The sequence below is a fragment of the Pseudomonadota bacterium genome, from assembly GCA_023229365.1.
Classification (GTDB): Bacteria; Myxococcota_A; Polyangia; order JAAYKL01; family JAAYKL01; genus JALNZK01.
This window is the reverse complement of the sequence record JALNZK010000014.1, coordinates 20952-42909: the sequence shown is the minus strand read 5'-3', so window position 1 is coordinate 42909 and position 21958 is coordinate 20952. Positions and strand designations below refer to the sequence as shown.

Annotated in this window: 23 protein-coding genes; 20 read left to right on the top strand and 3 right to left on the bottom strand. The window is 38.6% G+C overall.

Annotated features, from left to right (window positions below):
- Positions 1 to 294: 294 nt before the first annotated feature.
- The 3 genes from M0R80_09920 to M0R80_09910 form a co-directional block, all read right to left on the bottom strand.
- Complete coding sequence (locus tag M0R80_09920) at positions 295 to 1839, bottom strand: hypothetical protein (GenBank protein MCK9459942.1); 1545 nt, start codon at positions 1837 to 1839, stop codon at positions 295 to 297.
- Between the two features lie 6 nt (positions 1840 to 1845).
- Complete coding sequence (locus M0R80_09915; GenBank protein MCK9459941.1) at positions 1846 to 2361, bottom strand: hypothetical protein; 516 nt, start codon at positions 2359 to 2361, stop codon at positions 1846 to 1848.
- 190 nt (positions 2362 to 2551) lie between these two features.
- A complete protein-coding gene (locus M0R80_09910) occupies positions 2552 to 3196 on the bottom strand; it encodes a hypothetical protein (GenBank protein MCK9459940.1) in 645 nt (214 codons plus the stop codon).
- Positions 3197 to 4135: 939 nt separating this feature from the next.
- On the opposite strand from M0R80_09910, the gene M0R80_09905 reads away from it, so the two are divergent.
- The 20 genes from M0R80_09905 (at position 4136) to M0R80_09810 (ending at position 21914) form a co-directional block, all read left to right on the top strand.
- The gene (locus M0R80_09905; GenBank protein MCK9459939.1) at positions 4136 to 4423 is read left to right on the top strand and encodes a hypothetical protein; all 288 of its coding nucleotides are present in this window, start codon (positions 4136 to 4138) and stop codon (positions 4421 to 4423) included.
- Positions 4424 to 4452: 29 nt separating this feature from the next.
- The gene (locus M0R80_09900; protein ID MCK9459938.1) at positions 4453 to 4671 is read left to right on the top strand and encodes a hypothetical protein; all 219 of its coding nucleotides are present in this window, start codon (positions 4453 to 4455) and stop codon (positions 4669 to 4671) included.
- 478 nt (positions 4672 to 5149) lie between these two features.
- Entirely contained in the window at positions 5150 to 5563 is a 414-nt protein-coding gene (locus tag M0R80_09895) for a hypothetical protein (GenBank protein MCK9459937.1), read from the top strand.
- Between the two features lie 66 nt (positions 5564 to 5629).
- Positions 5630 to 6073, top strand: a complete 444-nt coding sequence (locus tag M0R80_09890) for a DUF2637 domain-containing protein (GenBank protein MCK9459936.1) — start codon at positions 5630 to 5632, stop codon at positions 6071 to 6073.
- Between the two features lie 250 nt (positions 6074 to 6323).
- A complete protein-coding gene (locus M0R80_09885) occupies positions 6324 to 6680 on the top strand; it encodes a hypothetical protein (protein ID MCK9459935.1) in 357 nt (118 codons plus the stop codon).
- 64 nt (positions 6681 to 6744) lie between these two features.
- Positions 6745 to 7185, top strand: coding sequence for a hypothetical protein (locus tag M0R80_09880; GenBank protein MCK9459934.1), 441 nt, complete (start codon positions 6745 to 6747; stop codon positions 7183 to 7185).
- A 391-nt stretch (positions 7186 to 7576) separates the two neighbouring features.
- Complete coding sequence (locus tag M0R80_09875; GenBank protein ID MCK9459933.1) at positions 7577 to 7825, top strand: hypothetical protein; 249 nt, start codon at positions 7577 to 7579, stop codon at positions 7823 to 7825.
- A gap of 80 nt (positions 7826 to 7905) precedes the next feature.
- On the top strand, positions 7906 to 8634 hold the full coding sequence (locus M0R80_09870; GenBank protein ID MCK9459932.1) for a hypothetical protein: 729 nt from the start codon (positions 7906 to 7908) through the stop codon (positions 8632 to 8634).
- Between the two features lie 2525 nt (positions 8635 to 11159).
- Positions 11160 to 11471: a hypothetical protein gene (locus M0R80_09865; protein MCK9459931.1), complete on the top strand. Its 312-nt coding sequence runs from the start codon at positions 11160 to 11162 to the stop codon at positions 11469 to 11471.
- On the top strand, positions 11468 to 11701 hold the full coding sequence (locus tag M0R80_09860) for a hypothetical protein (protein MCK9459930.1): 234 nt from the start codon (positions 11468 to 11470) through the stop codon (positions 11699 to 11701). Before M0R80_09865 ends, M0R80_09860 begins: the two co-directional genes overlap by 4 nt.
- A gap of 1782 nt (positions 11702 to 13483) precedes the next feature.
- Positions 13484 to 13759 (top strand): hypothetical protein, encoded by a 276-nt coding sequence (locus tag M0R80_09855; GenBank protein ID MCK9459929.1) that lies wholly within the window; start codon positions 13484 to 13486, stop codon positions 13757 to 13759.
- A 441-nt stretch (positions 13760 to 14200) separates the two neighbouring features.
- On the top strand, positions 14201 to 14692 hold the full coding sequence (locus M0R80_09850; protein MCK9459928.1) for a hypothetical protein: 492 nt from the start codon (positions 14201 to 14203) through the stop codon (positions 14690 to 14692).
- Positions 14693 to 15117: 425 nt separating this feature from the next.
- Entirely contained in the window at positions 15118 to 15843 is a 726-nt protein-coding gene (locus M0R80_09845) for a thymidylate synthase (GenBank protein ID MCK9459927.1), read from the top strand.
- Between the two features lie 714 nt (positions 15844 to 16557).
- Positions 16558 to 17037: a hypothetical protein gene (locus M0R80_09840; protein ID MCK9459926.1), complete on the top strand. Its 480-nt coding sequence runs from the start codon at positions 16558 to 16560 to the stop codon at positions 17035 to 17037.
- A gap of 563 nt (positions 17038 to 17600) precedes the next feature.
- Entirely contained in the window at positions 17601 to 17891 is a 291-nt protein-coding gene (locus M0R80_09835) for a hypothetical protein (GenBank protein MCK9459925.1), read from the top strand.
- Positions 17892 to 18781: 890 nt separating this feature from the next.
- Complete coding sequence (locus M0R80_09830) at positions 18782 to 19021, top strand: DUF3450 domain-containing protein (protein MCK9459924.1); 240 nt, start codon at positions 18782 to 18784, stop codon at positions 19019 to 19021.
- A 281-nt stretch (positions 19022 to 19302) separates the two neighbouring features.
- Positions 19303 to 19668 carry a hypothetical protein gene (locus tag M0R80_09825; protein ID MCK9459923.1) on the top strand — a complete coding sequence of 122 codons (366 nt, stop codon included), beginning with the start codon at positions 19303 to 19305 and terminating at the stop codon, positions 19666 to 19668.
- A 724-nt stretch (positions 19669 to 20392) separates the two neighbouring features.
- Positions 20393 to 20782 carry a hypothetical protein gene (locus tag M0R80_09820; GenBank protein ID MCK9459922.1) on the top strand — a complete coding sequence of 130 codons (390 nt, stop codon included), beginning with the start codon at positions 20393 to 20395 and terminating at the stop codon, positions 20780 to 20782.
- On the top strand, positions 20775 to 21089 hold the full coding sequence (locus M0R80_09815) for a hypothetical protein (protein MCK9459921.1): 315 nt from the start codon (positions 20775 to 20777) through the stop codon (positions 21087 to 21089). Before M0R80_09820 ends, M0R80_09815 begins: the two co-directional genes overlap by 8 nt.
- A gap of 147 nt (positions 21090 to 21236) precedes the next feature.
- A complete protein-coding gene (locus tag M0R80_09810; protein MCK9459920.1) occupies positions 21237 to 21914 on the top strand; it encodes a DUF2786 domain-containing protein in 678 nt (225 codons plus the stop codon).
- Positions 21915 to 21958: the final 44 nt, after the last annotated feature.

The following is a 21958-nucleotide window of genomic DNA, read 5'->3' as shown; positions in this document are numbered from 1 at the left end:
GGAGCACAATCGTAACCGTTGAGATAATTTAGCAACCCTTAAGTTACAAGACATCTTATACTTATTTCCACAAACAAACCAAGCAGGAGAAATCAATTTCCTTTCTTCTGTTTAAGCAAGATCATTTGCGCAATTAGTGGTTGATTTGTGTTCTATTCTTATTACCTAATGATTCGCGGCGAATCTACATTCAAGACACAAGTTGCTCCAGGATTCAAATCAATCAACTTAAATATCAACCCAACTTACTCTGTATAGACAGGGTCTATAAGAGTGGTCCCCTGTCAATCTCTTTTAAATTATTTGAAGCCCGATATACGGCACTACAGTTGATTCGACCTCAAAATTCGTTAGGAACCAGCAGACGCCTGCCACAGTATCCGACTGATCTTTATACTGGTTCCAGGCATGATCTACCACATGTCCGCGTTTGCCTTCCTTAACTATGAGCTGATCGGCTTCGTCCTTTAGTTCTTTATCGTAGCACAATCGCATCGGGTGTGGTGCGTTAGGGCTTTGATAGGACCTCCAGGTATCATAATCGGATTTAGTCACGAAATGCTGTTCTGGCTTAATTCCATGCTTTTTCCAGACTCGCTCCAGGATTTCAGTGAACATCCAGGTATCAAAGCAAAAGTATCGGACATTACATCTTGGGATTGCTTCATTTATAAAGTCCCAGACATCAGACGGCATGATAAACGGGTCGCCCGTTTTCTTCTTAAAATATGTTGTGCCGTCTACCACCATTCCTTTAAATGGCACCCTACAGCCAACGGATATCCCAAATTTATCTGATCTTGCAGCCGGATCTATGTACATGACATGGGGGTATTGAAACTTCGGACGGACCTTTTCCTTTAATATGTTAGTCAGGGTCTCATCCATGAATATGCCTTCAGGAAACTGCATGCCACCTGCCATTTCGGGTTTGCATCCAAAGTCTCTCCACATCGCAATCATATCATGGGCATATCGCTTACATAATTCCGGGAATGAAAAGAACGGATCTGGATTTAGTTCCCATACGGGCTTATTAAATCCAATTGTGTCGGTTCCATTTATGCCAAATTCCTCAATACGTTTTTGTGCTACTCTTACCAATGACAAAATTGGACCGGATATAGACTTTGGAGACGAAATTGCAACCAGATGCCCCCATTCTCTTAAGGTGTCCCTGGATTTTGTCATCCTGGAATATACCTCCATTCCAGACCGTTTAGAAGTAGATTCCTCAAAATAATCTATTTCGTCCAGCAATACGCAGAAGTTGGTCCTGCCAACTGCTGTATTCATCCAGGAACCTAATACCTGGGCATACACTTGTTTATCATCAACACTGATTTGGGGTATAGGAGAGGTCACAGATCTTATGTCAAACCACTGATTCATCCATTCGCTTGCTTCAATGGCATTTAGCATGTGCGCATAAATTCCATCCTCCGCAAGCTTCCCGCTGGTACTCATGCAGGTGGCAAAAAGCTTCTGTGAATTTTTAACCCCGAAGAACTTTTGTGGTTCTGGAATAGTCACCACGTTAAAAAAGTCATATGACCCAATCATTGCAGCCCACATAGTTTTTCCACTACGCTGGCCCGCTGATAGATATGCATCTCTTATCGGCATTAAACTGGCATCATAAATATTCCGGTAAAACAATCTCAGGTATTCTTCCTGCCAGGGGAACAGATCTCCAAATCCCAAAATATTTTGGACCGCCCAAACCGGATCTGATTTCCCCTTAATCAAATCCAACTTAAACCGGATCAGATCTTTCCCGTCTAAAGTCTCCCCGGGCTTTATCTTAAACTCATTAAACTCTTTTTTGGATTTTGTCAAGACCTATCACGCCAGAAGTTTCTGTTCTCCGTATACAAACCCTTCCATTTCAGCAATTGCAATTTTCTTGCATTCCGGACATAATTTCATCATAATAACATTAGTCAAATTATCAATATTATTTTGGACATTTGTTATCTGTATTTGTGGAGCATCTTTCTTAATTATGCCTGCTATTTGTGCCCTGGACACCAGTTGCTTCTCAATTACATCCATCAGTTTAAGCACCTTGTCTAACTTCGACGGATCTAGTTCCTTACTCACTATCATTTCATCCATCCAGATCTCACAAATATGAGAAAATCTAAGCAGCTTATTCTTTAGATGTTCTGGTGTATTAGGGTCGCCGTCGGCATCCAATCCAGATGAATGTTTGTATATGTGTTCATTTACTTCTTCCACAGATATGTCAAATTCTTTAGCACACTCCATAGAAGACTTTTCATTCGATAAAATAAGCCTGCTCCATGCATCCGCCTGGATAGGACTTCGACACAATGGACAGTTCTCATCATATGGCATGAGACAGTATTTGTGGTTCAATGTTTAAATAACGCAACCCGACACACCACGCAACTGCCAAAATACATTGGGAGTCTCATGAATGATTTCGCTTACAAAGAAAACCATTACCATGCAATATTGACAAATGTTGTATCGGGATAAAAAATAAGCAACCTGCAAACTTTGCAGATAATTGCAGATAATTGATTTAAACTACACGCGAAATGTTTTCAATCCTGACAATATTATACACAATTCGGGATATTACGCCACCGGTGGTATATTTGTTCCGTTTGGATACCACAAATGCAATGTTGGAACGCGAATTGTCTACAAATTTTAGGTCTATGGTTAAGGGGATCTCTCCGTCAAATTCCACAAGGTCGCCCCCAGTAATACAGATTGTTCCCATCGTTGCAATGGCATCAGCGCCAATGTTGCCGATCTGATCAAATAATATTGACATGTGTTTTGCCTCACATTTGTTGCCATTTATAACGACAGAAGTATAATATCCTGGAGCAAGAACTGGCATGACATGATCTCTTGGAAAATCAATACTTTTGCCTAATAGTATAAGGTTTTGATCTAATATTTCCCTCTCTAGGTAAAAAGTCGCATAATTTTGGGGAATAAAATCCATAAATATACTTGAAAATCTACCTTTAGGAACATGAAATCTACTCACAGAATATGCAGGATGGACACCGTCCGGAATTAATTCATTCCGCAATAACTCCATAAACTCCGGTCTAATTGCACCACCAAACTTCAAAGTCCATGGTTCTCTCGCTCTGGTCTCAATAGACACGTCAGTTATCCCCATGTAACTATTGCCGTATTTGAACGTCATACACGAATGTATGGATGTCCAGCATTATAATGATTGCGTAACGAAACCCCGGCAAAAATAGTGATAATATCAAGAAATTATTTCTTCGGCCTTTTCGGCTTTTTACATCCCATAACATAATGTGGGTAAGATAGGTGATAAACTCGACTGCAATATATAATAACGATATATATGTTTTGTTTTTTATAATAATTGGTAGATTTAGTGAAATTTTTTTTTATCCGGGTAGAAGGTGAGGATGATTTGTGATATTATGAGGCTATATAGATGCTTTTTTTCTTCCATTCATATAGCCAGAGTATCACTGGAGAACAACATGACAAGACGAGAATACAATCTTAAGATTGAGTGGTTATTTGCACTCAACATGGTATTGATGAACATAGCATTATGGGTGGGATGTATTGGGCTGATTAAATGAAGCAGTTGGTTTTAGATGCTTACTTAGCATCATGTAGCACCTCTGTGTGGAGAGTAACCATAGAGATGTTTAACGGTGGCAAGAAGGTAGAATACTGTCAGGGTAACACCTGGCTAGACGTTTACCTACAGTATCGCACTGTGGGTAAAATAGTCAGGGAGTTAGTACACACCTAACTCTCATCGTTTCCCAGATAGCATGGCAGAATCAATCTGTCATGCCTGGAGAAAAATAAATGAAAACAGAAAAGAAGTTCGACATGGTGTATGTAGCACCATGCGGTGATAAATTTACGAACCCATGTTTTATGTGTTACTGGCATGGGCCGGCGTACGACACAAGATCGTGTGGGTATCACTGCGGCAAAAGCACTGGTTGCTGTGCGGCGGGTCTAATGACATGCACACACCCATTAGGGTGCAGCATAGATGGAAGGCACTTTGTGCCTAACATCTAATCCTTTTTAACCCAGATAGGGTAGCAGATGACAACCTGCTATCCCTGGAGAAAAGAAAGAAATGAATGGAAACTTGAAGGGGTATATGATTGTATCCTCAAAGAAAGCAGCAGTCAAGTTTCATAGCAAACTTGCTGTGAAGCAACAGTATGTAGAATACAGCATTTCAAAGAAGCTCAACGATATAGTGCTTGTTAAGCCTGTAACAATCAAGGAAGCCTCAAGAAGGCTTAAGCTTGCAGATGTGGTGTCATACAATGGCATCCATCTTACTATAGAGAAGATAGTAGAACAGCACTCATTAGACTTTGTAATAGAAGGCAAATGGGTTAAATCAACCCATTTTTAACACAGATAGGACATCAGCATGCTAGACTGATGTCCCTGGAGAAGAAAATGGAAGACCGAGAAATACAGGTGCATGGATCACAATCCACACTTGTCAAGCAACAGGATGTGCTTAGGATTGGCACTCCTGGTAAAGGGGGAAGTATGGACATACACGGTGATATCAGTGATATTGCTGACTTCAAGAGTAAGATTGACAACGCAAAGATTGCACTTGAGTATGCAAGACAACAGCTTGAGGTGAAGTAAACGATTAACTGCAATGTAGACGAGTATCGAGAGTATCTTGCAGATAATGCAGATACCGACGAAAAGCGAGAAGAATACGAAAGGATGTCTGATGGAGAGATATTAGACATCTTTTGGTCCGGTTATGAGGACCATTGCTATGAAGTAGAAAGAGATCGTCGTCTTTGTGAAGAAGACGATTACTAACCCTTATTTTTGGAGAAGTAATGAGAAGAAAACTAGAAACAGAGGTTGCATATCTACGGAATATGTACGCTTTGCTACCAGAAAATGATAGGTTTAAAGAATTTATCGGTCATTCAATCGACTTGGTAGAATTCTATACAAAACACGGCAATAGAAGGAAAGCATGGAAAGTAATTGATAAGTTTTATACAATGTAGACCTTATCACTCTAATTTTTTAACGGGCAGATAGCATGTCAGCCCATGTATGACTGATATGCCTGCACCAGGCAGTAACTTGGATGGAGAAAGAAATGGCAGCAGAACTCAATTCAGTTAAGGTCTCAAAGGACGACCTTGCAAAGGCAGTAGAATTTCTGACTGAATACCACATCGATCTAGAAAATCAGATCAATGTTGGATTAGATCTGGCAGAAACAACTATTGCACTGTGTGATACCCTGGAGAATCACGTATTATCAGTTGTATCTAGACAGAGAACAACTAGGAAAAACAGTGGTGATCTCCTTGGAGTTATTACAATAGACAGTCTAGTCAATGACATCAGATATTGTGAGAATCTACTCACAAAGACTGAAGCGTTCGGTAACACAAGACTGTCTGTCAAGACTATGAAAACAATCCGAAAAGATTGTGAGAAAATTAAGACCATAGCATTATCGATCAATGTAGAAGCATTGATCCAAAGTGCTAGGAATGAAATCTAACTTTTTTAAGACATTAATTCCCTAGATTGGGTAACAGAACATTCTGTTATCCCTAGAGGAAAAGAAATGAAACTAACGAAATCCAGCAAGAGAATTGCTGATGTAGTCACTGTAGGACTGATTGCAGTGTGTATTGCTGCATTCACCCTGTCTTACAGCAGCCTGGTAATAATGGGGCTAGAACACGGATTATCATATCTATCCTATCTGTGGCCTCTATGTCTTGACTTGTTCATGGTGATTGGTTGCCTCACTGTTATCAGGTTCAGTATGCTCAAGGAGAATACCATATTCCCGTGGGCTATTGTGGTAGCAACTACAGCAGCATCGACTGCATTCAATGTGGCAAGTGTCTGGTATACCCAGAATCCACTTACCATGTGTATGTATGTGGTCCCGCCGGTGACCGTCTTTGCATCATTAGAATTCTTGATTATGATAATCAAGATTGAGCAGAAGCATAGTCCGGCGGCATCAAGAAAGCCAAGGATGGTAAAAGCAGATGATTAAGATTGGAACGAGAGTTGTAAACCAATACACACTCTCTCCTAAATGCGGTCTTCATGGTAAAGTTATAAGATCTAGATATGGCAAGGATTGGGAGCATTACTGGGCAATGGTCCAGTATGATGATGGAACTGAAGACACTGAAATGAATCGATATCTGATGAGAGAATAACCCTCTACTTTTTAGAAGTCGGTTCAATCCGGATAGAGGATTCCATCCCTAGAGTAAGCATCTAGGGTATGGAGAAAAGAAATGGAAAAATTCAAGTTTCTAACAGGAGACGTGAACTGGAAGGACTATGGCGGAAAATGGTATAGATACGATGGATGTTCATGTTACACGATCATTGAATTTTGTAATATGCAAGATTGCTGTGATAACATATCAAACGGCAAATACTTAGTTATAGTAAGAAACATAGATTTGTCATCTTTATCGTATACAGGTGTGTCTAATGCATCAAAGACGTGTGGAGAGCCAATTAAAGAAGTGATGAAGGATCAACTATTATTACTTGAAGTCTGCGATTCATACGGTCTGTCTGATAATATAGATCATAGATATGGCAATAACTATACTGCATTGCTGAAGTGGGCTAAATCTCTATAATCCTCCTTCTATTTTTCCCGGATCTGGATAGGTAATCAATCCTATCCACTGGAGAAGAAAAGAAATGGAAAACATCTGTAAGGCTGTGTATGAAGCCGTAAGGTCAGAATACACGGCAGACAGCAGGAGAACTATTGTATCTCCTGAAGATATCCTGGCATATAAGCAGGTATCCAGGATATCTGGACAAAAACAGGAGCACGTCTTGGTACTGACTCTTGGTGCTGATTCAAAGGTTATCAGGTGCAGAATCATTACCAAAGGATTGATGAATCATTCATTGGTCCACCCACGTGAGGTATTCCGGGAAGCAATAATGGATAATGCACACAGCATAATTATTGTGCATAATCACCCAAGCAACTGTCTCACACCAAGCAGTGCAGACATAGAAGTTACCAAGCAGATTGTCAATGCTGGTAAGATTATTGGAATAGAACTGCTAGACCACATAATAGTGGCAAAGGCAGGGATAGCATCGTTAAGAAGACTAGGATGCATATGATTAGATTAACATGTCCTTATTGCGGAGAAGATGAGAACCTAGAAGACACCAGCTGTGGATCTGGTTACATCCACTTCATCTGTCACAACTGCGACAATGAATTTGACTGGAGCGTTGATTAAATGAGATTTAGAATCTATTACCACAGTTACGCCGATGTTGAGGCCAATTCGCCAGAAGAAGCATTGAACATCGATACATCGGAACAGATCATGAAATACCTTATGGCTTGTCAAGTAAGGTTAAGGGATAACGATCAAATTATATGAAAAACCACACCACAACCATTTTGGTTCTAATCCCATGGATACTATCAATTTGTATCCTATTGTATAGTTGTTGAATAACTTTTGGCAATGAGGTTAATTCTGAGCCTACTGGAGAAGAAAACATGAAAGAAGAAATAGAAATATATGGTGCCGGGGCAGTTTTATGCCCAAGCTGCCAGTATGGATTGATAACAAAAGCCTATAATATAACATTTTGGGTATATGCACATGGCACTACAGACTGCAATGCTCACAGTATATGTCCATACTGTGGAGAAACTGTTCTTATAACATCTGGTTCTGATGTCGTTCACTACAGATTTGAAGATGCTGCGTGTATGGCAGCACCTTTAGTTGTAGTAGATCGATAAATTCTCTTATTTTTTGGTTCATTGCTCCAAAAATAGGACTCTCTTGGGAAATGAGGTTAATTCTGATCCCAGGAGAAGAAATGAAAACAACCATAATTAGTAGAGAGGTTGCTCTCAAGAAGAACATCTATAACATCCTCCCAAAGGAGAAACTTTTTGATGACCTTGGGTGCGTTCATTGGAGCACGATGACCGGGAAGATGTTTGGAAAGCGTGCAATTGGTCGGCCGATGACCGACAGATGTCAACCCAGACACGAAATACCAGGATGTATTTGCCAAAAGTGCTATGCAACACGGATAAATCAAATATATCCTGCTGTTGGACAGGCACTACAACGCAACCGAGATCTGTCCCCGGAAGATGTATATGATCATCCTCCTGTCTTTCATTTAAATAATGATCTTACTTGGAGATCTAATTGGAATGGAGATTATCAGGACGAACGAGATGTTCTTGTGGATTTTGCCATATGTTCTGTTGTAAACTATGCAACATGTACATCGTGGACTAAAAATCCAGACATAATTGAGAGAGTTGAAAGCAAAATGCCCTCAAACTACACGTTTGTTCATTCTAACCCGATGATAAACGATGTGGACTTCGACAGGCATCCACTGTCGCGGGCATCATTCAACATATTCACAGCAGACTTTGCAATTGAAAATGACATAAATATCAATTGTATTGGTGCATGCAGGCTATGTAAGCGTTGTTATGGAGAACAAAAACATAAGCCAAAAGTGGTCAATGAGTTGCTGAAAAGCGATGAGGCCAAGTATTTAAAACTTATTGGAATTATACAATGAGGACAATCATAGAGGACTACCTGTTTGAGGAGATCGAACAGGAGTTTGAGAAGTCGAGCACAATTATATCACAAATAAAGTGTAATTGTGACGGAAAAATGAATAGGAGTCGTATTGACAGCCTAATTTCAATACATAAAAAGATTGTGGAGGTAAACACATCACTCACTAGGTTATACCAGTGGACAAGATCCTTCAGATAACAATTTTTTAATCAAATAATACGACAGTAAAAAAAATACACAAATTATTAACACACTACACTAATACCAATTGGTATAAGTGTTACTGCAATTTTGTTAAGTATATATACTTAACACCACCTGATTCATCAAAAACCAGTTTGCGCAATTATTATAGCGATAGCTAACGCGCTAAAGCCGCATTCTTCAATCTACCCCAGCAATAGCCATGCTTTATAAGTTAAACCAATCCAGCCATGTTTTACATTAGCGCGGCTTTAAATCAAAAATAAAAACCAAGCCCAAATCAGCCCCAAAATAGTTGTCAACCAGTCCGGACAAGTCAAGAAACGGCATATACACTGCTTATTCATCATTCCGACCTATAATTAACGTCACACTCCCACTATTTCCACTGGAAAATACGCCCATTCTGTCCTTATTTCAATCCAAGCCCATTCTGCCAGTTGCAACTAGTTGCATCCGTATCTCACTTATTTCACCAATCCAGATTTAAATCATCAGTAGAATATAAAATTGAATTAGTAGCACAAATCTATCACGATTCTACATTTTCCGAAATCATCCCAAACATATAAATACTACAAAAATTGAAATTTTCTCAAAAAAGTGCGGTATCAAATAAGCGAAAACAAAACTTAACTTAACTCAAAAAACATTGAGTTAGCATCTATCCAACCATTTTCCACACGCGCAACACCACGCCAGACTCGCGCCTATTTTATCCATCACAAACTATATTACAAAACCAACGTAGATAAATCGATATCCGGCTTCATCACGATGCGTGTGCGCTCCATAAATCATTAAATAAACCATATTTAAATAAAAGTATTAATATTAAAGCCAAATTGAACCCCGATTCAAAAGTATAACAAAATCACACTAAAAAAAAATTAGTGTTAAACTTTTTTTCATATTTTTTAAACTAAATCTCAACTTTTGTACCACTACATGTTATATTTGTGTTTTCGCCGCCCACTTAACCCTCATTTCCGGACAAAATTACCACAACATAAACCTATCGGTCAGGATAGAATAGAAGGAAACTGATATTAACGTTTTGGCTAACGATTTTGAATCCCTGGCAGTAATGAGGCGCAATCGGATAAAGGTATGCTCTCCTTTTGCCAATAACCCTTTTTTCGATTCCTTCATTTTACTTATATTGCAGTGTTACCATATAATACATCAGGCATAATTAAGCCGCAATCAAAAAATTAACCCAGTATATCCCACCAAAAAACATTAACCGGAAACAAAGCCCAAACTATCCCCCAATCATATCCCACATGATCTATCATGACAATTAACCCAATAAGGTAAAAACCAAATAAAAAATTATACAGAACATCATTACATTATCATTTTTGAGTTGAAAAGAGAATTAATTATACCAAATCTTATTACTATTTTATCAGTGTTGTTGTAAGGATTGAACCTAATACATATATAACACCATTCAAAACAATTAAATACCTAATGGCAAGCCACTTGCCACAATTCCCTAACCATATTTAAACAGCGCATCAACTCATCTCACAATAACCTCAAAATTGCCCCAAAACTTATCACCCACCGCATTTCATAATTCACCATTCAATTCACCAAATCCGTCATCTCCTACCGAAAACCACAGCATTAAATACAACAGAACGCAATCATTAGCATATGTATGAGCCATGTTCATCATATATTCATGATGGAAAATGCCGTAACATATCCTGCATACACTATTTCATATGTGCAGGGAGTCCTGTGGCTATGGATAGATATGCTGCTAGGAAAAAAGAAATAGATGATTTAATCCATTCCACGACCTGAGGTAATCATATGCAACACAAGAGCACCATACCAAAAACCAAATGCAACAAATGCAAAGAATCAAAGCACACGACAAAGTCAGCCAAACAATGCGGGACTACCATAGAACATCCTAAAACAACAACAGGCACCATTACAAAGCCATCCAAATGCAACACTTATCAGAACTACAACAGCAATTGCAAAGTTAAATGCAAACACTACAACATGTGCACCAGGATTCACATACAACAGATCGAAGTGAAATCACTAACCCAGTCTCTCAACAAATATAGAGACGCATATCATGCAGCCAAATCCACTAGCACGACAACTGCAAGAAGTCTAATTCCCGAATGCCACAACTACAACAACTACAACAGCAATTGTAATGCTGACTGCCACATGTATTCAGCATGTCGGGCAATACATGAACTCAATGCCTGCATAGAATCACGACATGCAACCATACAGCATCTAAACTCCAAAATACATAGCATTGCATCAGCAGACAGCATAATGATGGTAGCCAAGGATAACACCATACAAGCACTAAAGAAAATATTATCGGATCGCGATAACACCATACAAGAACTAAATACCAAATTAGATGATGAGATAAAATCCTATAATCAAATGTTGACAGTTTATGCCAAAAAAGAAGACCGAAGAGAGTGGACAACTGAAGATCAAAGTACGAAAATCGAAGCGCTTACCATCCATAACAAACAATTAACGGAATTTATAGCAGCCAAAGACGAAACCATACAAAATCTAAAGAAAACACTATGGTTAAACGTGACGAAAAAACACTGGTGGAATAGACTATGATAGAGATATTGTTAAAGATATACATTGAAAATCGTAGTGGTAAAGGACTACTGCTTGAAGAGTTCAATCCCGAAGATAAAGATAAAGTTTTAGCATTAATAGACATGGGTCTTGTTGTATGGGAACCATCATTTTGCGGAGAACCCATCCTGGTAATTCCAGATGAATTAGTTTTGTCAATTTGTAGTATTTATAGAGTTGTTCAAAGAAAATTGAAGGGTGTGGAATAGACTATGGTAGACACGGCAAAAGGATCAAACTGCGATGATTCCGACAACTATCCAAATTTTAGGTGTAGTATTGACATGCACAAATACATTCGTAAAATTGAGGAATAATATTATGAAGTGGGTTACTGTCAAGTATCAGAGGAACATCCAATGAAACAAAGATTGAAACAATCATGACAATAATTATAATAGACAAGATACGTAGCATTATTATGAGAGCACATAAGAATCATGGAGAAAATCATTCGGGAATGAATGAATTTGATAAAATAAAATATTATGACATAGAAAAAAGGAGGCTTCCAGAAAGTCACACTATAAAATGTTTTAATTGTAATGCAATAATTGACGATCCGAATCCAATGGACTGTTGTAGATGTTTAGAGTGTGGCGAAATTATCTGTCCCATCTGTGGTGGTAAACTACATACGGAAATGGACGACGCAATAACACTGGTATTACACTGCTATAATTGTGAAAATAAAATTTATGATGACTAAATACACGGATAACCCATGACAACAATTACGCCCAACATATCTCTAACATACCAAGACAGGACATATCCAATACATCCGACCTCTCTACCCATCATAGAATCCATTCTATCTTCCAGTCTTAACCACACCGGACATAACACCGTAACCCTATCTATAAACAATACCACAACAGTCTACACCGGTATAGAAGACAACGTAATTTCATACCTCACCAGACTACTAAACTCAGGCAGCCTAACAACAAACCCAAGGAAAAACAATGACAACACAATACACCACATGTAAACACCACAACTATCAACACACTGGACATATCTGCACCAAAATCAACTCAGGATGTCCATTTGCCATGTTATCAGACAACGGCACCTCATCTCCAGATCCAAGCGCCTGGGAATTTGCAGCCCTTCTATGCAAACATTACAAGACCATATCTAAATAAAAAATGCAAACAACGAACCATCCAATGAATAACATAACATGTAATATCACCCAATTATATCCCCAATGATCCCCCATTGTTTTTCCTGCATTCCATTCCACAACGCCTTTATCTGCGCAGAAAAAATCAGAAATCGCCCCTGTTGTTATCCAGGACACCTCACCTGCAATTACAAACTACAATTTAACTCCCCACCGTCTGTGCAGTTAATCAAACAACATTAACACAACACCTCATATCTCCACCAAATCCACAAAACACCTACTTTTTCTGCATATTAAACCGAAACACTTAATAGTCAAATCATCAAATGTAATTATACCGATGAGTTCCGTGAGGCAAGGCAACCACACCCGGCCCTGCCAAATGACGACAGAATAACATCTGTCCAGGAATGATGCAGGCAACAGCATTAACAGCATATTATATGCGGCTGTAACTGGGTAGGTAAAGCTGATTAGTGTGACATTAATCCGGGCATTAATCAAGAACAAAACAGCACTCTATAAAACAGAATGCTGCAACCCTGTAGAACAATTCTACAACCATTCTATTATTGTTAACAAATTGGGTCAAACCAATAGTTAACCTGGGAGTAACCCAAGCCCATTTTTCCATTATCTACTGTTAAAATACAGGAAAAACAATGAACAACATAACACTTATATTGAAGTTGGCAACGGCCATAGAACTGCTAAAGGACCACAAGATATCATCCACCATATCAAACAACCTAAATCAGATTCTTGTCGAAATGCTAGAACGACAAGGATGCCCGCTACATCATGATAAATTGTCATATAATGATATATGTCGTGCTTTAATCCCGGAGATAAAATAATGGAAGACACAACAGAAAACAGCAAAATCTGCCCATTCTCTCTTTCTTCGGGAAATCTTCTATATTGTACTGAAGGGAGAATTGGAAATCAGCGAGTTGGCATTCTGGGTGAGGAAATCTGCAGAGCATGGTCTCCAGAACTAAAATTTGGTGACACCCACTATCACAAGAAAATTGGTAACGGCTGTCATTACAGGCCAGGTTACTGTATGTTAATTCCTGCGAGCGAACCAGACGTAACATTTCTACCAAATATATTTTTGGATGGTGATTAAGCATGGCAGAAGAAAAAATCTGTCCATTCATGAGCATACCAGTCGCAGCAAGTTCTTTCAGAGATCCCAGGATTCTAATTGCACAGTTCAACATGGTGAAATGCCTAGGTAACGAATGTATGGCATGGCGGGAAATCAACACCGGAAAGTGGGATTGCATAAGACTACAACACGGATCTACATAATGACAGGAGAATCTACATCATGACATCCCTATCATTTAAGAAAATCGTGTTGTGTCCAATGTTAGATGACTACAAAGATCCAGCATATTGCGAAGACTGCGACTATTATCGAGGTCACAACGAGTACTCCCTGGATTGTAGATATAGCGAACAGAGTTAATCAAAGAGTGATAAGAAATGACTGAAGAATTACTCCATTGTCCATTTTGCGGGTGGCCTGAAGAGATGTTAACAGAAGGTAAAATGGTGAACAAGTATGAAATATCATGTTGAACCCTGCCCGGAATGTGGAGCAGGAGATGCAGATGAAGATTGTAACGGTGTGGGATTGATAATTGGCTTCCACCCGCAAGATCCAACTCGACTTAAATTACCTGGAACAATTTTCTTTATCGGTTGTAACAAATGCCAGTACGTAGGACCTATCGTGTTATGCCCTTGTGGTATAAATGAGAAAAAAATAACCGATGCGTGGAATGAGCACATTAAACCCGGCTCCACCATTTCTACTGAAGATCTTGTCCAGGCATTATCCAAACGAAAAGAAATTTGTCCAGAAGATTATCCATGGAATTTATTAAACTCCAATAAATCTGAAGAACTACCAGAATGGATATTGGCAAAACTCCAGAGTAAAATAGATGAAATGAAAACAGATGAAACAGTTCGTTCGACAACACGGATATGTGGAATTAAAATATTGGGTTGGGTTTTATCATTGAAGAAACCGGGGGAGGAAGATATATAATGATTGCCCCATCCTCAATTAAAGTTGTAGAAAGTTCAGATTGTGATAAATTTGAGGAACTGGTAAATGGTCTCCTTAAAGCAGGATACAAGTTGCAATCGTCTTCGTGTTGGTTCGGAGGGAGAGAATCTGATGGATTTTGCCCACTTTATCAGGCAATTTTATTATACGATACAGAGAGAGAGAGAGAGAGTGGATCGTGTAGACAATCTATCGCAATCAAATTGCATGGGTTCCCTGAAGAAATCGGAAACAGATCATGACTGAATCCACATATCTAATTTGCATAGTAACATTTATCATAATATATGTTATCATGCTATTATATCTATATAGCCTGGTGATTAGATTGGAGCACGATTTTAAACATTTTGTTAGACTACATGTCGACTATTACAACAAAATTGAGGAGAATAAATGATCCCATGATCCTACTATCAAAATCAACAATTGGAGAGGCACATAATTCCATCGTAAATCTTATCCATGACACATGTCTCGGCATTGATAAACTAACCGAAGACAACGAACACATATGGGACCTGGAACAACCTCTCTGTGTTCATATAAAAAATCCAATGCAGTCCCCAATGAAATCCCAATACTCTATGTTTGGCGACAAATTCATAGATCAATACAAATCATCTATGTATTCAATTACAACGCGAAAAAACGACAACACTGACGCAACATACACCTATGGTAACAGATTGTGCGATTATCCAACTGAAGATGGGCAAATTGGCAATGGAAATCTAGGGGGAATAAATCAGCTCAAACTCAGCATAATAACTCGACTAATCAACACCCCAAACAGTAGAAGAGCCATAGCAATCACTTGGTCTCCAGAGATTGACATAATATCATCTGAACCCCCATGTCTCCAACTAATCCAGGCACTAATCGATAGAACAAATCATCTAAACTTAATTTCCATATTCCGCTCCAATGACATGCTATCTGCCTGGGGGATGAACGCCATAGCACTAGCATATCTACAGCAGAAACTAGTGAATGACATTAATACAATGTTATCCCATGAAATTGAATCCGGGTGGCTTGAAACCATAAGCAATTCACCCCACATCTATTACAAACGAGACATTGAAGAATTATCCAGATTTATACAAGGCAGGAAGCAATTCTCATGACTATCTCGACTAGACGATGTCCATACAAAGGCTTTACATCCTGTTACCTGGAGGAGTGTCCGGCATACCAATCAACCAAACCAATCTGGTGTATATTTGTAGAACAGAAGCAAACGCCAAAAAAGAAGTGATGATATGGGAGATAATCCAGGATATACTTGTAAAACATGCAGATTTTCAAGTGATGTTTTTGAAATAACTTGTAACGATATGATCGAATGCAGGCGAGATAACCCTTCAATTGACGGGTTCCCAATTATAAGAGCAAATGCATGGTGCTGGAATGGTCGTAAGTCACAGCACTCAATTGATGATAATGAAATCGGGGAAATAGCATTATGAACAAAGCACACTGTATATGTTGTGAAGATAACTTCTACAACGGCAATAACGACTTAAATGTCAAGGAATGCTGGAGGTTAAAAGATGCCAAAATGGTATGGTGTAAAGTAATATCGCGTGATGCTTACCCGAGAGATTACTGGAAATATCCAAAGCAACGGAAGCCAGACTGCTATAAAAAACGAGGATACACTATGTTCATAAAAGGATCAAAGTATTACGACGCTAAAGAGGGCGATTATGTCTAACAGAAACATCGAACAATACTTAAATGATGCCCTACTCATATGTGCATTACTAATGGTTATCATAACACTAATACTGTTTATATATTCGACATTATATGGATGAACTCCAAAATATGGTGACACAATGTTTGACCTGACAAAATTACACAAAATATTATCTGAATCAACTATATGCCTCAGGATCGGAAAACCATCTGAACAAATTGAATACAAAGATCTCACTGTAACTGAAATTTGGAATATGCCACACGAATCAGATCCGGACTATACCGATATTCTAAAAATAGATGTGGGATTATTCAAGGTAGGTATAATAGTAGAAAAAGCAGAACGGAATAAACAAAGTCTGATAGACATCCTAGACAACTACCCCGATCCAAAACGACTCTCTCAAGGCCCAAGTTACATAGAAATTGGGGCAACACTAGATTCCCAAGAAGCAGCATTCAGGATCGCAGCATTAGGGTCATACCTGGAAATATGCGACATAATATCTCCCATGTCATTGGGAATCACCGGAGATGACGCAAAACTTATGATAAAACGTGGACTTTTCATGATGATATATCCAAAAAGGATGTTTATCAATGGAAATGGATATTAACAATATTGGGATAACATAGTGATGATATGACACTTAAATTAACAACTCGCTCATTCTCCGGTGTGATATACCACCAGATAAAGGTCCACAGCATATTTTTTACACCAGAATTAACAACCATAATGTATGAAATCGGAAATTTAGACAGAGAATCACAACGTGAGATGCTAATATTATGGAAACAATTAAGCATAAATTGAGGAATGATATATGACAGACAGAAACAACAACGAATTCAAACAAATAAACTCATGTAGAGACTGCACAGAAAGTTCAGTAAAAAACGGAATGTATAAATGCAACATATCCGGAGACCTCCGGTACCAAATGATATCATGCCCACAAAAGAAGTGGTAACATGGCAAAAAAACTATTTAAAGATGACATAGAAACCCCACCAACATGCAACCATTGCGGGTACCTGATAAACGGACAGAAATCCGGATACTCCTGCAAATTTTATCACATATACCTCGGACCGCCAGGAAAAATCCCAGCAAAATATCCAAAATGTGGTATTATCATCCAACAAAAATAATACCAGGGAACACCAACCACATATTATGGAGACAAAAGCGCTTTACATAGTTCTTCTGATAGCAACATTACTGATGCTATCTAGTATCGCAATGGCAGATACCAATCAGACCATAAACGTAACATCAAAGTCCCTGGTTATTGCAGGTGGGGCGACACCACTTTACTATGGTGAGTTCATCACAAACCAATCAGTACTTTATGTTACAGGACAACAGGCATCTCTTGCTGCAACCCTGACCATCTATAACAACCTGACAACAAACACATCAGAAGTTGTGGCTCAGTCGAATTACATAATAAGCAGAGCTTATTAACCTTATTAACTCAAACTTTTTTGGCCGGTGATCCAATAATCACATCTTGGTGAGGCCAAACAACTACAGGAGGACCACAAGACACGGAAACAAGCCATCGAATGCACCTACTTAGTACAAACATTTTATCCTCATCAGACTGATACCCTTCGCAAATATAACTCATACAGGAAACTTACTCAACTTCCTGTCGCAAATAACAATAATCTTATCCCTGGGTCAAATCAGGGGTAAGACCTCCATAAGTCTGATTGAATTGTGGTTAAATTCCACTATTCGGTTATCCAGAAATGGATGAGATTTAAAGACGTTTGAATCAAAAAGAGGTTAAATTCATAGGTTGATACCTCTATAAAAACAATCAGCCTATCGGATGTTTGATATGAGATCAATGGAGGTTCAAACCCTCTACATCCGATCATCAGGATGAGTTATAACAAAAACCGGAAGTGGGTTGGCACATGTAGCGCCGTTCGGGTTCGATCCCCGATTCTGGTTATCTCTGGTATCAGAAACTATGAAGAACCAGCAGCGTGTAGCGACTAATTGCTTCATATGAGGGTGTCTGTAAAGTCAGCTTAAATCGACCCACGACGGGTCAGCCTGTTACCAGAGAACAACAAACTCAAAATCTGCCGCCGTAGGGCTACGTGAGTGCGAATCTCACTGGTGCCATTTCAAAGAATGTTAACAATTCCCATTGTCGATTTGGTCTGGTCTAATAAAATCATGCCCGTGGGAAATATAGATCTATCATTTGTATTTTATTAGATTGGTAAAGACGGTGGTCTCAAGCCACAGAAGTAGGTTCAAATCCTACAATCGACATATCTTAACGAAACCAATACTATAAATAAGATAATAAACAGAATTCTAACCGAGGAACCACAATGAGCAAAAAGTTACCACAATTAACATCTTATATATCTGAAATAAAACCAGATCCAGAAATTGAAAATCTTAAGAATGAACTGTCATATCTCAAAGACAGAATAAAAGAAACGGAACTAACTATTACAGAACTTCAGCAGAAAATAAACAAACTTGAAAACATCTCAAGAACCCTAGTAAGAGCAGAACTAAAGAAATCAGCAGATATTGCAGATGACATTGCAATATTCAACGTATAACATATTTTCAATTGACTCCTGCAATGACGGAACAAAAATTCCAGAGCAGAAAATCACTGGGTGTAGAAAATATGTGGGAGGTTATGATGGGTTCAGTCCCACATAATCTTTACTCTGGGCACGGAGGCTAAACTATGTAGGGACAACATAGGTCCGATGTTTTTTCATTTCTTTCTTCTCCAGGGAGATACAATAGGCAGGAGTGGGATCAAACCCCATTCCCGCCAATCGCAAGCGGTAACACTATGAAATCAGTAAATCCACATATCTGATGATCTATTATGACATCCACAAGCTTCAGCACAATAATCCAGACAGCGCCATTCTCATATGAGACAGCATTCTGGTATAGAACAAAAACTGGTAAATTTGACACATTTGCCATGATGGTTGACGTATCTCCATACATAAACCATAGTATAGACAAATTAAAAACAGCAAACCTAATAAAACAGTCATATGACCTCATATTAGGATCTATCATATCAGACATAAATGAGCAATTCGGAGAAAAAATGGCATGTGAATTAACAGAATGCATCTTACAGAACGACACTGAACTATCTACAGACGACCAGGAAAAAATTAAAGCCGGGATATGTCCATTCCCAGAACATTGTCCTCACTCAACAAAGTTCGAAGAATGATACAATAAGGCAAAAAATTACATACAAATTAACCCAATGAGGAAAATATAGCATGATAAATGGAAACCCGACATTACGATCAACAAATCTAAAACTAATATTCCGGTGTGATTTCTTATGAAACTAACAAAACAAATCGAAGTTGCAAGTGTAAAACACATAGTAATCAAGAAAAAAGGCAATGAAATCCTTTACGTAAGAACAGGCATAAACTCTTGGATGAAGGCATCGAACGGAAAAGACTACTCAATGAACTATATATCCAAAATGGTTCAGCGACTACTAAAACAACACATCCAATATTACGGGAGGCCAAAGTATCGACTGTGGATAAAGGAAGGAGAACACCCCGGCAACACCACATTAAACTTTGTTCGACTATACTATGAGGACTAAAACATGGGGGAAAAATCATTTGGTAACCTGTGCATGGCATCTGTAATCGACTTGAGTAAAATCAAGGAAATTCCAGATGATCCCATATATTGTAATGCATGTGGCCGCAAACTATATCATTACGTGGACATCTCAATAAACATACAGCCAAGAGTCGTCCACACTACATCATTCTGGGATATGGACGAGTATAGAATCGATCACCGCGAATATCCCCGCATATGTGAAGAATGTCTGCGTAATATGTTAAACTGTGTTGAAGGAAATATAACAGTAAGATTGCTAAACAGATTCAAACAATTCTCAGATAAACTCATGAGGCGACAACATGATTAAACCTGCAAGAGACACACCAGTCGATCCAAGATCAACGCTAAAAGACGTGGTAAAAACAATACGGATTACCAGGGGGGACCTGGTATTCCTAAATGCAGCATTTCTTATGATAAACAGAGCCATGGGAAACCCAGAATTTAATGACGCCAACTCGGAATTATCCTGGATATTTAGCGTAGACAAAGCACACCCGGGATCCCTAACTCTGCCGTTTATCATACCACCACTCCATAAAAAACACTGGATAGAATATTCAGAGATCCACAGGAAAAGATCTGAATTATGGCTTAAAAAAACACATCCTGAAATGTTTGACTCGGAAGGCAACTTTATCCATAAAACCCCAGAACCAATTAAATCCCAAGGTGAACCAAATGAATGACCCAGACATTACAATAACCATTTTTACGTTAGAAAACTGTCCAAATTGCGAAAAACTCAAAGAGAAACTAGATGCATATAATATTCCGTATATAACTGAGGATATGCAAAGCAAAAATGCCCTATGCGAACTCAGATATCGTAGTTGTTTTGCAATTCAGGCACCAGTATTACTTATAACTCACGACTCTGATGTTCGTGCAGATGCCATATACCAAATATCAGATCTGTTTGACTCACTTGGCAACATAAACGAATATACCATAAAGTCACTTCTTGATTTGTGTGGCATAGCATGTCAGACATAACAGATAGCGACGAAATCTATTTTTGTGCTGATTGTGCGAATTACAAACGATGCAAATACAAAGAACCACAGTTATGCAACAAGTATGGGAATCCCGGATCACCATCATACAATATAGACGACGACGCCACAAATACACTGGAGGATTATGACACCTATTTCTGAAATAAAATCCAAAATAAGCAAGTTGCTGGAACTGTCATCTAGCACCAACGAACACGAAGCAAACACCGCATTATTAAAAGCCCAAGAACTCCTATCCAAGCATAAACTATCCATTAAAGATATCCAGATACCAGAATCAGATATTACAGTCCAGATCCACCAATATACATTCAGACATAAAAAATGGAGGATGCTGCTAGCCAGCATAATATCATCAAACTTCAGCTGTTATTGTCTAATTCAGCCAAGACATTGCGGGACCAAATGCATTGTGTTTTTGGGACTGAAAGACGATGTAGACGTATGCATGGAGGTATACAAATACGCCACATCATTCATACTAAAGCGGTCTACAGAACTCAAAAAAGAATACAAAAGGCACAATCAATCCACAAGAGATCTCGAAGACTCATATGCAACCGGGTTTGCAGCAGGACTCCACCAGAACTATAAAGAACAGAAATCCAGTAATTCCAGTGTTGCACTTGCCATGATACCAGATACAAAGGTAACCGAAACATACAACAAGGTAGCATCAATCAAAACAGAAAACATACGACCCAAAATCAACAGATCTCATCAACTTGTTTTTATGGAAGGACGCATTGACGGCTTAACATTTTCAACATCGGACAAACTGGAGGAACCATGCAACACATAGCAGGAGCGTTAAAATGAAGATTATACAATTTATCCTATTATTTC